This is a genomic window from Vibrio sp. Vb1018, from assembly GCF_033338775.1.
Taxonomy (GTDB): domain Bacteria; phylum Pseudomonadota; class Gammaproteobacteria; order Enterobacterales; family Vibrionaceae; genus Vibrio; species Vibrio alginolyticus.
Window position 1 is genome coordinate 97,251 of sequence record NZ_JAWOTI010000012.1, and the last position, 13,399, is coordinate 110,649.

At 44.6% G+C, this 13,399-nt stretch carries 14 protein-coding genes; 8 read left to right on the forward strand and 6 right to left on the reverse strand.

What is annotated here, in order from left to right; all coding sequences use genetic code 11:
- Window position 1: 1 nt before the first annotated feature.
- Window positions 2-1,342: a Na(+)-translocating NADH-quinone reductase subunit A gene (locus R7Z10_RS14145; RefSeq protein ID WP_005380264.1), complete on the reverse strand. Its 1,341-nt coding sequence runs from the start codon at window positions 1,340-1,342 to the stop codon at window positions 2-4.
- A gap of 474 nt (window positions 1,343-1,816) precedes the next feature.
- Window positions 1,817-2,125: a transcriptional regulator BolA gene (gene bolA / locus R7Z10_RS14150; protein WP_005380262.1), complete on the reverse strand. Its 309-nt coding sequence runs from the start codon at window positions 2,123-2,125 to the stop codon at window positions 1,817-1,819.
- Between the two features lie 243 nt (window positions 2,126-2,368).
- Between bolA and R7Z10_RS14155 the strand changes: the two genes are divergently transcribed.
- The 4 genes from R7Z10_RS14155 (at window position 2,369) to R7Z10_RS14170 (ending at window position 6,094) form a co-directional block, all read left to right on the forward strand.
- Complete coding sequence (locus tag R7Z10_RS14155) at window positions 2,369-3,523, forward strand: methyltransferase (protein WP_054728423.1); 1,155 nt, start codon at window positions 2,369-2,371, stop codon at window positions 3,521-3,523.
- A 32-nt stretch (window positions 3,524-3,555) separates the two neighbouring features.
- The gene (locus tag R7Z10_RS14160) at window positions 3,556-4,125 is read left to right on the forward strand and encodes a YajG family lipoprotein (protein ID WP_005380259.1); all 570 of its coding nucleotides are present in this window, start codon (window positions 3,556-3,558) and stop codon (window positions 4,123-4,125) included.
- Window positions 4,125-4,670, forward strand: coding sequence for a peptidylprolyl isomerase (locus tag R7Z10_RS14165; protein ID WP_318105095.1), 546 nt, complete (start codon window positions 4,125-4,127; stop codon window positions 4,668-4,670). Before R7Z10_RS14160 ends, R7Z10_RS14165 begins: the two co-directional genes overlap by 1 nt.
- 71 nt (window positions 4,671-4,741) lie before the next feature.
- Entirely contained in the window at window positions 4,742-6,094 is a 1,353-nt protein-coding gene (locus tag R7Z10_RS14170) for an MFS transporter (protein WP_132936897.1), read from the forward strand.
- Between the two features lie 63 nt (window positions 6,095-6,157).
- Here the strand turns inward: R7Z10_RS14170 and R7Z10_RS14175 are convergent, their stop codons facing one another.
- From R7Z10_RS14175 to R7Z10_RS14190, 4 genes are read right to left on the reverse strand one after another with little or no spacing between them, the layout of a single operon-like run.
- Window positions 6,158-6,817 carry a ChrR family anti-sigma-E factor gene (locus tag R7Z10_RS14175; protein WP_005380256.1) on the reverse strand — a complete coding sequence of 220 codons (660 nt, stop codon included), beginning with the start codon at window positions 6,815-6,817 and terminating at the stop codon, window positions 6,158-6,160.
- A complete protein-coding gene (locus tag R7Z10_RS14180) occupies window positions 6,814-7,398 on the reverse strand; it encodes an RNA polymerase sigma factor (protein ID WP_017636022.1) in 585 nt (194 codons plus the stop codon). Before R7Z10_RS14180 ends, R7Z10_RS14175 begins: the two co-directional genes overlap by 4 nt.
- A 44-nt stretch (window positions 7,399-7,442) precedes the next feature.
- Entirely contained in the window at window positions 7,443-8,801 is a 1,359-nt protein-coding gene (locus R7Z10_RS14185; protein WP_132936898.1) for a DUF4397 domain-containing protein, read from the reverse strand.
- The gene (locus R7Z10_RS14190; RefSeq protein ID WP_132936899.1) at window positions 8,798-9,394 is read right to left on the reverse strand and encodes an LON peptidase substrate-binding domain-containing protein; all 597 of its coding nucleotides are present in this window, start codon (window positions 9,392-9,394) and stop codon (window positions 8,798-8,800) included. The genes R7Z10_RS14185 and R7Z10_RS14190 overlap by 4 nt, the downstream gene beginning before the upstream one ends.
- Window positions 9,395-9,717: 323 nt before the next feature.
- Between R7Z10_RS14190 and R7Z10_RS14195 the strand changes: the two genes are divergently transcribed.
- From R7Z10_RS14195 to csdA, 4 genes are all read left to right on the forward strand, one after another.
- Entirely contained in the window at window positions 9,718-10,563 is an 846-nt protein-coding gene (locus R7Z10_RS14195) for an outer membrane protein OmpK (protein ID WP_005391741.1), read from the forward strand.
- 108 nt (window positions 10,564-10,671) lie between these two features.
- Window positions 10,672-11,562 (forward strand): 2-dehydropantoate 2-reductase, encoded by an 891-nt coding sequence (gene panE / locus R7Z10_RS14200; protein WP_285384613.1) that lies wholly within the window; start codon window positions 10,672-10,674, stop codon window positions 11,560-11,562.
- Window positions 11,559-12,158: a DJ-1 family glyoxalase III gene (locus R7Z10_RS14205; protein WP_053304083.1), complete on the forward strand. Its 600-nt coding sequence runs from the start codon at window positions 11,559-11,561 to the stop codon at window positions 12,156-12,158. Before panE ends, R7Z10_RS14205 begins: the two co-directional genes overlap by 4 nt.
- The gene (gene csdA, locus R7Z10_RS14210) at window positions 12,158-13,369 is read left to right on the forward strand and encodes a cysteine desulfurase CsdA (RefSeq protein ID WP_158156801.1); all 1,212 of its coding nucleotides are present in this window, start codon (window positions 12,158-12,160) and stop codon (window positions 13,367-13,369) included. The genes R7Z10_RS14205 and csdA overlap by 1 nt, the downstream gene beginning before the upstream one ends.
- Window positions 13,370-13,399 lie beyond the last annotated feature (30 nt).

Below are 13,399 nucleotides of genomic sequence, written 5' to 3' on the forward strand. Positions count from 1 at the left end.
ATTACCCTTCCTTCTCGATAGTATCTAGGCATTCACGGAGTAACGTACCGTACTCGTACTTACCTGGACATACAAAGGTACACAATGCTAGATCTTCTTCATCCAGTTCAAGCGCACCCAGTGCTTGAGCACTGTCTGTGTCGCCGGCACATAGATCACGAAGCAGCAAAGTAGGCTCCATATCTAGAGGCATTACGCGTTCGTAGTTGCCAATTGGAACCATTGAACGATCACTACCATTGGTCGTCGTTGTCATATTGAACAACTGACCTTTGAATACGTGACCAAGGAAAGAGCGAGTTACCGAGAACTTATTCTTACCAGGCATTGCCCAGCCAAATAGTTCTTTTTCACGGCCTTCACGTAATACAGAAACCTGTTGATGGTAACGGCCAAGGTATGCGTGTGGACCAGTTGCATGTGTACCTGTTAGTACTGAACCAGAGATCACACGAACTTCGCCAGGCATCAGCTCGTTATCTGTTAGGTCATCTAAGCTTGCACCCATTACGGTACGAACTAGACGAGGGTTATTCACAACTGGGCCAGCTAGAGACACAACACGATCTGTGCATAGCTCACCAGTTAGGAACAGCTTACCGAACGCGATAACGTCTTGGTAGTTGATGCTCCATGCCACATTCTCTGCATTTACTGGGTATAGGAAATGCATGTGGGTGCCAGCAAGACCTGCTGGGTGAGGGCCATCGAAGACGTGTTCTTCTACGTTAGACTGTGAAGAGCGTGGCAAGCTAGTGCCAGATTTACATACGTAAACCTTGCCTTCTGTCAGGGCTGAAAGAATGTCTAGACCAGCAATGAATGCTTCTTGTTGCTCATTAATGATCAACTCAGGCTTAGCTGCTAGTGGATTAGTATCCATTGCAGTTACGAAAATAGCCTTAGTAGAAGACTCGATTGCAGGAACCTTGCTAAACGGACGAGTACGTAAAGCGGTCCATAAGCCAGAGTCAACCAACTGAGTCTTGATCACTTCACGATCTAGACCTGAAAGTTGAGCGGCTTCGAACTTATCAAATGTCACCTGCTCTTCACCTGCCACTTCAATCACTACAGATTGAAGGACACGTTTAGCGCCACGGTTAACTTCGATCACTTTACCGGCTGCTGGTGCAGTAAATTTCACGCCTGGGTTCTTTTTATCTTCAAAAAGAACTTGCGCTTTTTTCACTTCATCACCAACGCGGACATGCATGGTAGGTCGCATGCCAACGTACTCTTCGCCAAGCAAGGCGACTTTTTTGATGGTCTTACCATCATTAATCACCTGGGATGGAGTTCCTGCGATAGGAAGATCCAAGCCCTTCTTTATTGTAATCATACGCACTTGCACTACTTTTATCGGGAAAAAGATTCTTTTGATTGCGTAACTTTTAGACACGACATCAGTGTCCGGTTTTGATGTTGTTTTAAACATCAAAATCGCAACATCCTATTAAAAATCTCGTCACAAGGAATACGCGAGATTTATCAGGTGCCGTAGTCTAGCATTTTTTAGGAACTTGATGCCATGATCAATCATTAGAATAGAGGGGTTATTTCGGTAGAATCAGGTCTAAAAGGTCAAAGAATAGTCATAACTTTGACCCATCGCACAAATGCCATATTCCATACATATCTTATGGAAAAGTGATATTCATCGCCTGAAATATTCTGCAATTTCCATTCATTTGTTGAAACACTGTTAACACATTTTTTAACCAGAATTTGTGCCACGTTAACGTCCCTAAAGAATGTAAAACGAAAAAAGATGGCCTTAAGCCACCTTTTCTCTGCACCTTTATATCTTGCGTTTTTAGTGACCACCACCCATACACATCGGGCTATCAGGGGCGCCATCTTGTTCACGCTTCCACTCTTCATCAGTGTATGTATGAATAGCTAATGCATGAATGTGGTTGTCCAGTTCATCTGCCAAAATTTGATGAACTTGACGATGGCGCCCAATCAAACGCTGTCCCGCGAACGAATCACTCACAACAATCACTTTGAAATGACTCTCTGAGCCTGGTGGCACATTATGCATGTAGCTCTCATTAATGACTTTGAGATAGCTGGGTTGCAGCTCACTGTGTAGTTTCTTCTCTATGATTTCTTGGATCATATTCGTTCCTCATTGATGCGAATTCCATAAGTATATACCTAAGTAAAGCAGACATGCATCACTCAAACGTCACTCTCATTATTGACGCACTTTGTAGACATATTGTCTCAAGGCGCTTGACTCCACGAACATGTCTAAAGAGCAGCCATCACTGAACTCGTAAAATTTGACAGCTTTTTGTATCTCGACACGTCATCATTTGCGACAATAACACTTAATTTCTAAATCAACTTACATTTAGCTATGAAAACCGAACTGAACCTTCACGAGCGAAGCTTAACACTTCATCGTTTCCCAAAACGTAGTAACGAAACGCTACAAGCGTGGGATGCCGGTGATGAGTATCTTATTAATCATGTTGAAGAGCTTGCTTTGCCAGACAATCAAAACATCCTCGTGATTAATGACAGCTTTGGTGCCCTCTCCTGCTGGTTTTCGGAAAAGCACCATGTAACGCTAATGAGTGATTCATTCATCTCACATAAAGGTGCACAGCAAAATCTCGAGCAAAACCAGTGCAATAAAGTAGCGTTTGCCACCACGATGGACCTCGTTCCTGCCAATATTGATCTCGTCTTGCTGCAACTGCCCAAAAGTAACCGCCATCTAGTGTGGATACTAAGCCAATTAAGAAAGGCGCTACCGGCTTCCTGCCCCGTCATTGCAGTCAATAAAGCGAAAGACATTCATACTTCGACGCTAAAACTGTTTGAAAAATACTTAGGCGAAACAAAAACATCTTTGGCCTGGAAAAAGCACAGATTGGTGTTTTCTCAAGCAACAGTTGAGCCTCCGATTGAAGTAATGCCTTTCACGACTTGGCGCGTTGATGGCGAAGATATCGAACTCAAGAACATGCCAAATGTCTATTCAGGAGAAAGTTTAGATTTAGGTGCACGCTTTATGCTGCAGCACCTGCCTCAAGACCCTTCGATAGACAATGTCATCGACCTCGGCTGCGGCAATGGTGTTCTGTCTGTTAAATTTGGTCAGTTGAATCCAAATGCTCGGCTAACATGTGTTGATGAAAGTTTTATGGCGCTTGAATCAGCAAAACAGAACCTACGCGACAACCTTGGTGAAAATAGAGACATACAGTGCATAGCGAACAATTGCTTGGACGGTTTTAAACACAGCAGCAGCTCTATGGTTATGTGTAATCCACCGTTTCATCAACAACAGGCAATCACCGATCATATTGCTTGGCAAATGTTCTGCGATGCTAAACAAGTATTAAGTGAAAATGGCCGTTTACTGGTTATCGGAAATCGTCACCTCGGGTACGACGCAAAACTCAAACGTCTGTTTGGCGATAAAAATGTGAAACTTATCGCTTCCAACAATAAGTTTGTGATTTTACAGGCTACAAAAAATCCTGCTAAATTAAGCGCAATATAAGCTTTAGCAAAATAGTTAAAAGGAATAATAAAATGAGAAAATTGGTACTTGCGGCTTCGGTTGCGTTGCTTGCTGCGTGTTCAGCCCCTCAACAACCTCAGCTGAACCTGATGCCAGAAAGCACATTGAGCACCAATCCAATTGTTCAAGGCAAGACTTACAGTTTGACCAGCAAAGATGTACGTGCAGCGCAGTACGTGGCGTTGGTGGATAACGGCCGTTCGAACATTCTTCCTCTTCATGCTAAACAGAATTTACGTATTGCGTTAGAAGAAGCATTAGAGAAGCAATTCTCATCTCAAGGTTTCCATGCGGATCTAAACAGCAACAACGCGATTGAATTGAGCGTTCAAGAAGCGTTGGTCAACGTGAAGCATTCGGTGATGGAAAACGAGATGGATGCTAAAGTTGTGCTGGAAATCACAGCAGAGACACCTGAGGGCAAGCTAGTCAAAACTTATACAGGTACAGCAAAGCGATCTGGCACATTGAGTGCTTCTGATGCCGATATTGAAGAGACACTGAATGATGTAGTGACATTAACACTTAAAGAAATTGCCAATGATCCTGAGCTTCGTCAATACATGCAGGAGCGTTTCTAATGTTACGCAAAGCGATTCTGTCCTTAGCACTACTCAGCTGCAGCGTTTGGGCTGGACCAAAAGTAGCGTTTGAAACGACACTTGGTTCATTTACGGTTGAGTTAAACGAAGAGAAAGCACCTATCACTGTCGCTAATTTTCTAAAATATGTAGAAGATGGGAGCTACGAGGGTACTATTTTTCATCGTATTATCCCAGGCTTCATGGCACAAGGTGGCGGCTTTAACCAAGATATGCAGATGGTGAAAACATACGCGCCAATCAAAAACGAAGGAAATAATGGTCTAAACAATGACCGTGCTACCATCGCCATGGCACGAACCAATGCACCAAACTCTGCAACTCGTCAGTTTTTCGTCAACTTAGTCGACAATGACTTTCTCAACTATGGCGCTCGACCACCAGGTTATGCTGTATTTGGTGAGGTTACTGAGGGGTTCTACGTTATCCAGAAAATGGCTCAGCAGCCGACCACGACGGTAGGCCGAATGCGTGATGTACCAGAGACGCAAATCGTCATCACCAAAGCTACACTACTTAAATAGCCAAAACGATAAGCCCTTTGAATAATCGAAGGGCTTTCTCTTTCAACGGCTTCATTTTATTGGATTGATTTATGTCTTCATTACCTTCCATCACTTGGTTGGAAACGGTAAAAAGTTACCTCGATAAACGACTCATGTGGGTTTTCATGCTGGGCTGCTCTAGCGGCTTTCCGTGGGTTCTTATCGGTTCAAACATGTCAGGTTGGCTAAAAGATGCCGGCTTGACCCTCTCCGCAATTGGCTATTTTGGTAGCGTTTTTGCGGTCTATGCGATCAACTTTCTGTGGGCACCTCTGGTTGACCGCGTGAAGCTGCCAGTCCTCTTTAGACTGCTGGGGCAAAGACGTAGCTGGATTTTCTTTTGTCAAAGTATCGTACTCGTCGCTACCCTATTTATTGCCGGTGTTAATCCAGCGGAAAACTTGGTGTTTGCGTCACTACTCGCCTTGTGCATTGCAACGGCTTCAGCGACACAAGACATCGCAATTGATGCTTTTCGTATTGATACTTTCCCAAAGTCAGAAGAGTCTAAACTGCCTCAAGCTTCTGCAATGGCGGTCATTGGCTGGTGGACAGGTTATTCACTACCGGGTTATTTAGCGTTTGTTAATGCTGACAGTGTCGGTTGGAATGGTGTGTACTACGGGATGGCGGTGATAGTCGGCATTCTAATGGTCTTTACGATTTTAGTCAGTGAACCGAAGACTCAACGCGAACAACTTCAGTCTGCCGCTGAACAACGCCACAAAGAAGTGGTTGGTTCAAAAGTCGTAGCTTGGTTTACCGTGACTGTTGTAGAACCTTTCCTTGATTTCTTTAATCGCAATGGCGTCCGTGTCGCGATTACTCTGTTGCTGTTCGTTTTCCTATTTAAAATTGGCGAAGCGTTTTTGGGCAGGATGTCGATCGCGTTCTATAAAGATATTGGTTTTAGCAATGAACAAATTGGCTATTACTCCAAACTGATCGGTTGGGGAGCCACCATCTTCTTTACTTTTGTCGGAAGCATGTTCAACGTTAGGTTTGGTATTGTACGTGGATTAATGATCGGCGGTATTGCTATGTCTGCCAGTAACTTGATGTTTGCTTGGATTGCTTCGGTAGGCCCAAACGAGCACTTGTACTTAGCCACGATTATTGTCGATAACTTTACGACTGCTTTCTCAACTGTCGCTTTTGTTTCATTTTTGACGATTCTAACCGGGCAAGCATTTTCGGCAACTCAGTATGCGTTGCTTGCCTCTCTAGGAAACTTCGGACGGACGACTCTTGCTTCTTTCAGTGGCGAGCTAGTGGATTATCTTAATGATTGGAGCACATTCTTCGTGCTTACCGCTGTCATGGTCGTGCCAAGCTTGATTATGTTGTACTCGCTACGACATTACTTTGATGCTCTATTGGAAAAAGCACGTCACAAACATTAACGAAACATATAAAAAACCACCGAATTCGGTGGTTTTTGTTTTGCGAGATATAAGATAAGAGGTCTATGGGTATAACCCTTTACCAAACATATTAAATATACGTGCCACGCCTTGAGTAAAGATCATCGGCTCAGTCAATACGGTTAAACACAAGCAGTCTTCTCCGGCCTTAGTGTAAGGGCTGTGCTTCACTGATGCGTCTCTAATCATCAAATCGCCTTCTTCATATTGGCCATCCTCGTCACTAAATCCACCATGTAGGATCAATGTAGACTCCAGGCCTTTGTGCGTATGTTGAGGAATTTGCACATCTTCCCCGATGTACATTAAGCTGACACGAGCGTCTTCCCCTAGGTCAATCTGAGCACTGAAAACCTTGCCTCCGTAACTTCTCCATGACCCTACGAGGTCAGAGAAACGCGCTAGAGTTTTAGGAAGAGCGAAACTTTTTCCTGCCACATTAACAGCAGCAGAGTCGCGGATCACGATATTATCAGTCGCTGGCTCCGCATTGATGATGTCATTAAACATGTCGTCAAATTCAGAAACATACTCAGAAGGTATGTCACTTACGATGTTCGCTTGACTTGCTTCGACTTGGTTCACATAAGCTCGGCACTTGGTGCATGTTTCTAAATGGGTTGCGACCACAAGACCAGAAACTGCATCAATGCTTCCCGAAGCGTATGCTTCTAACAAGCTGTTATCTGGGTGTTTGTTCATAGTTGCTCCGTATGCATTGAATGCCTTAGCTTTTCTACTGCAAGCCTCAGCCTGGATTTTACGGTACCGAGGGGTATATCAAATAATTCCGCGACCTGTTGATGAGGTAACTCTTCAAGATATACCGCTTGTAAAACATCTCTCTGGTTTTTCGGTAATATATCTAAAAACTTAACCACCTGTTCTTTCAACATATCTTGTTCTGGTGAATAGTGATCAACAAGATCAGGTGGATAATACTCTGACGGCCAAATGTCATCAGAATGAATGTGTAATTCCTTACCTTTCTGTTTTCTCAGCAGATCAAAACAAAGGTTTCGGATTATGGTATATATCCAAGTCGATAACGCGCTCTTTTCACCATCATAGAGGTGCGCTTTCTGCCAAACTGTCGCCATGGTCTCTTGCACCATCTCCATAGCAACTTGCTCATTACCAACATGTTTGTAAGCGAATTGCTTCAGCTTGGGTGCGTAAAAACGGAATACAAAAGCGAACGCATCTTTGTCTCGATCCTTCACTTTATCCATGTAATCGTTCCAATCACTGCGCCCCAGTTTTTTCGGGCTATCACTCATCATAATCGGCCTTAATTTGTGGGAGGAGTCTCCTCCTCCCATTCGTCCTAATCGGTCACGTCATCGACCAACAAGTTGAAACCACCGTTGTTCCCATCATCAATGGCAACGACTTGGTACACAACACCGTTCATTACATTGACTGGTGCTGAGTCAACCGCAACAATACTTGGGTTACCAGCCACTGTTACCGTTACATAATATGTACCTTCAGCGACATATAATCCTTGTACGCTATTTTTATACGCAAAATTAGCAATAGTTGGATCACTTCCATCTATTCCTGCACTCGTAGTGAGGTAAATATCCACCATTTCCGCTATAGGATTAGCCGCCGCGTGTGTCACATTCAATGTCGCGCTAGTCGCCACAGCGCGTCTCATATCTTCAACAACCAGAGCTTCGATATCAATCGCTGGGCTAACAACACCGACTGCATAAACACTGTAATCCATTCCACCTGCAACCATTAACCCGTCAACATCTATGATCGGATTGGTTGTTGTGCCATCCACGTAAACGTCAATATCGTAAGCGCTAGCAGCAAGATCCAAATAACCACGAATCTCTTTGAACGCTAAGTCGGCAAGAGGAGCGAAGGCCGCCCCGTTAACGTTAACATCGACGACTGGCGCTCCATCGACAAGGTGTCCGACTCTTACTTCAGCTTGGCTGCCCATATCTTCAATTATAGAAGAGCCCGAACCGTCCAACACCAAGAGTTTGACAGGTGACGTGCTATTCGAATCTCCTGTGCCGATAGCGGCAATCGTCAAGTTGGAGTTAGCCGCAAGAGATACTTTGCCCGAGTCAAAAGCAACGCTGTCTCCTACGGCAAGTCGAACTTGATACTCACCAGCTGGGATGTTCAATACGTCGGTAGAAGCTTTGTAAGCAAGGTTAGTTATTGGAGTCGCGCTAGCAAGAGCAACACCTGGCTCAGTGACATAAAGATCAACAGCAGGAACGCCTGAAGCTGCATGAACAACTTGAACATCTAGACTATTGGCATCAGCCATTGAATCGGCGCTGCGAGTCACAACTAAAGGCTCAACTGGGTTTGGCGAACCATCGGCATCGCCAACAACGAACACGTTATAATTGAGGTCGGAATCAAGATCTAGTTCTGTTTTAGGTACTACGGTCGCGGTTTCATTACCTGGGAGCTGTACATCGACCTGAATCGAATTCATCCCCTCTCGCAATTTAACGTAGCCAGATCCCACACCATAATCAACATTCGTTAAAGATGGTTTATCGTTGATCCACACATTTGCAAGCGGCGCATCAGAAGAAGCGTGCACTGCTTGTAAATTGGAATACTCGATAGTGTCACTGTCGGAGCCACACGCCGCCAGTCCTAATGTCGCAACAATAGTTAGCGCAGCTTTATTAAATCCTTTCATATCCTTGCCTCTTTGTTAGTCGGGGCTTCTATGGCTTCTGTCAGAAATTGCAACGCAGGAATACAGTCCTCTGCGCCGACTAGCTGTTCGAACAGATTGCAGTCTAGGGGTAGTAACTCAAGCCAACGCTGAGTAACCCAAGCAGAGTCATCGTAAAAACGATGCTGGTAGAGGCTTCCAAGTTGAGGAAACTCTTCATAAACATGGGATAACTGCTGGCTTAAAAAGAAGAAATCTGGTGAGTTGTCTAGATGTTGCCAATTGTCTAACCATTCAACCTCTGCATGACGTAAGCCATCCGCATCTGCACGAACACGTTTAACAACAAAGCGTTTCTCACCAGCAACTGTAATACCAAGAAGGCCATCACTGAGTGTTTCAAAATCAACGATCCTGACCAAAGTTCCGATAGATGAAACGTTACCCACGTCTTTAGGGTCACCTTCACTTCCTACCAGGCAAACTCCAAAGCCCACATTTTGTAGGCTGCATTCCTTTACCATTCGCTTATATCGTGGCTCAAAAATGCGCAGATTCATTTTACCCTCAGGGAGTACAACTGAAGTGAGTGGGAATAACATGACTTCTTTCATTCAAACGTCCTCTTTGATTCACGGATACATACGAATCCCTTATCACTCCGATCACTAACGATTTATGTTGGTTAATCGACTGGCTTAAAAAGTCATAAAATCGCTTACGCAAACGATCCAAATCACACATTTATTGCAATCAAATGCAACAAACAAAAAGTTCCGTAAATAAAGATAATTTCGTGACACAACTCACCAAAAACGTTCAGTTTTGCACCCTTTATCACTTTCATTTGGGATTTTTATCGCTATTATTCCCGCCAATTGGAAAGCGCAGCATAGATTGCGTGTTCTGAATCATTACAAACATAGAGAGTCCCCTTATGCGTAAATCACTTTTAGCTCTTAGCCTTCTAGCGGCTACTTCAGCTCCAGTTATGGCGGCAGATTACTCTGACGGCGATATCCACAAAAACGATTACAAGTGGATGCAGTTCAACTACATGTACTCAATTGATGAAATGCCACGAGTTAAAGGCGCTGACGACAACGCTCACGATTACCTAGAAATGGAATTTGGCGGTCGCTCTGGTATTTTCGACCTATACGGTTACGTAGACGTATTTAACCTAGCGACTAAAGATAACCAAGATAAGTCAATTGAGAACGGCGCTCCTGACAAGATGTTCATGAAATTTGCACCACGTATGTCTCTAGATGCCGTAACTGGTAAAGACCTATCTTTCGGTCCAGTTCAAGAGCTATACATTGCATCTCTAATGGAATGGGGCGGTAACAACGGTGGTGTAAACAACCAGAAAATCGGTTTAGGTTCTGATGTAATGGTTCCTTGGTTAGGTAAAATCGGCCTAAACCTGTACAGCACTTACGATGGCAACAACAAAGGTTGGAACGGTTTCCAAATCTCGACTAACTGGTTCAAACCATTCTACTTCTTCGACAATGGTTCATTCATTTCTTACCAAGGTTACATTGATTACCAATTCGGTATGGATGATGATGCTGGTAACAAATTTGGTACTACCGCGTCAAACGGTGGTGCAATGTTCAACGGCATTTACTGGCACTCAGATCGCTTCGCGGTTGGTTACGGCCTGAAAGCATACAAAGAAGTATATGGCGTAAAAGACGGTCTACAAGTTGCTCCAGGTGTTGAGCTAGAATCGACTGGTGTAAGCCACTACCTAGCTGTAACTTACAAGTTCTAATTGAACCACTAAGTTTGCTCAAAAATGGCGCCTTTCGGCGCCATTTTTATTTGCTTTCCTTTTTTCCCTCATTATCCTTGCAGCAAACCTTTTTAATGAGAGCGTTTGGTGAATATCCTTATCCTCGGTCCAGGTGCGGTGGGCTCACTCTGGGCAACAAAATTTAAGCTTGCCGGGCACAATGTTTCATTGTGGGGAAGAAGTTCAGAGAGACAACAACCACTTCAGTTGGATGACACACCCGCAATCGTATTCAGTAATCAAGATATTTCCTCCGTAAATCAAGCGGACCTCATTTTGATCACGGTAAAAGCTTGGCAAGTGGAAGACGCCATTCAGCCTTTGCTCCCTCATATCAATACAGACACGATTATCATGCTGATGCACAATGGTATGGGTACTGCCTCTGCCTTGGAGAAGGTTGTGCCAAACAATCCGATAGTGCTCGCAACAACGACGCACGGCGCATACAAACCAGATAACCAACACGTATTGCATACCGGTCACGGAACAACGCAAGCGGGTGGTTATAATGACAAAGGAATGCAGTGCACTTTTCTGAAAGATGTTATGCATAATGCCCTTCCAGAGGCCATTTGGAATCCACACATCCAATCTGCGTTATGGACTAAGTTAGCGATCAACTGCGCGATTAACCCACTGACTGCGATTCTCCAGTGTAAGAATGGTGAACTTGCGAAGCCCGAGTTTAAGATACAACTCGAAAGCATCACTCAAGAACTGGTTGAAGTAATGAGTAAAGAAGGTATTGCTATCGAGTTTCGCTCTCTTTTCGATACGGTAATGCAAGTGGTGAACGCCACAGCTGAGAACTATTCTTCAATGAGACAAGACGTATTCCATCAGCGTCGAACGGAAATTGATTTTATAACCGGATACTTGTTAAAGGCTGCCAAGAAACATCGCATCAATACGCCTGAGAATTTAAAACTTTACCAACGCATCAAACAAATAGAACAAAGCTGGACAGAACAATGAGTAAGAAAATCTTAGTACCAATCGCTCCAGGCACCGAAGAAATGGAAGCCGTCACCGTCATCGACATGATGGTTCGCGCGGGTTATGACGTTACAGTAGCGAGTGCTGCTTTTGATGGCTCATTGACGATGAAAGCTTCTCGCGGAGTCACATTAACGGCAGATTGTAAGCTGGTCGATATCGCTGATGATGAGTTTGATGCCATAGCGCTTTCTGGTGGTGTTGGTGGTGCAGAAATTTTCCGTGATAGTACGGTGATGATAGAAATCCTTAAGCAGCACATCTACGAGGGAAAATTGGTTGCTGCTATCTGCGCATCACCGGCGTTGGTATTGCAACACCATAATCTTTTCCCACAATCACTGATGACCTGTCACCCGAGCTTTCAGTCACATATCCCGGAAGAGAAGTGGCGCAGCAAACGCGTGACCTTTGATATCAACCACAACCTGATCACTAGTCAAGGTCCGGGTACAGCTTTAGAGTTCGCGATGGAAGTAATCATTCAACTCTCAGGTAAAAAACACGCATGGTCAGTTGCTGAACCAATGATCCCTCTGCCTACTCTGCACTACCACAAGCTTGGTGAAGAATAATGTTTGACGTAAATGCTGTACGTGAGCAATTTCCCGCTCTAAATCAATCCGTCAACGATACGCCCTTAGTGTATCTAGATAGCGCAGCGACAACGCAAAAACCGCAATGTGTGATTGATGTCATCAGTCATTACTACAGTGCGCAAAATGCCAATGTTCACCGTGGCAGCCACAGTTTAACGGCTAATGCCACCAGCCAATTTGAAGCGGCACGAGAACGAGTGGCAAGCTTTATTGGTGCAAACAGCTCTAAAGAGATCATTTGGACACGGGGCGCAACCGAAGCACTGAACTTAATTGCTCAAACCTACGCCCGTAGCACGTTACAACCAGGTGATGAGATCTTGATTAGCGAGATGGAGCACCACGCCAACATCGTGCCCTGGCAAATCGTGGCAGAGCAAACGGGGGCTAAAGTCATTAAAGTTCCGATGACATCAGATTGTCAGTTCGACATCAGTGCATTTGAGGCGCTTCTGTCTGACCGCTGTAAAATTGTTACTTGCGCACAAATAACCAACGTAACAGGCACACGCCAACCTATCGAAAAAATCACTGAACTGGCGCACAACGTTGGCGCAGTTGTTGTAGTTGATGGCGCGCAAGGCATCGTACATGAGCAACTTGATTTATCGACATCAGATATCGATTTCTACGTTTTCTCAGGTCACAAACTTTATGCACCAGCAGGCATTGGGGTTTTATACGGCAAGCTTGAACTTTTGGAAGCCATGCCACCATGGCACGGCGGCGGTAAAATGGTTGAACGTGTTTCTTTCGAGAAAACGACGTTTTCTGCACTTCCTGGTAAATTTGAAGCGGGCACACCAAACGTTGCGGGCGCGATTGCTCTAGCGAAAGCCATTGAGTGGTACCAAGGTTTTGACCATCACGAAGTAGAGACTCATCTCCATGTGCTTCAGGATAAGGCCTACCAAGCACTAAGCGCTTTGGATGACATCCATATTCTAGGCTATCAACCGAATGCCTCTGTACTGACGTTCGTCATGGACGGCGTTCATCACCAAGACATGGCGACGCTGCTCGATCAACAAGGCATTGCGGTACGAGCAGGACACCACTGCGCTCACCCATTGATGGATGCGCTAAACGTTAAAGGCACGGTACGCGTTTCTTTTGGTATTTATAACACGGCTGAAGATGTGGATAGACTCATCGCCGCCGTAGAAAAAGCCGTCGACATGCTATAACGCCAACAGTTTGATTTGGAGTAACCAACA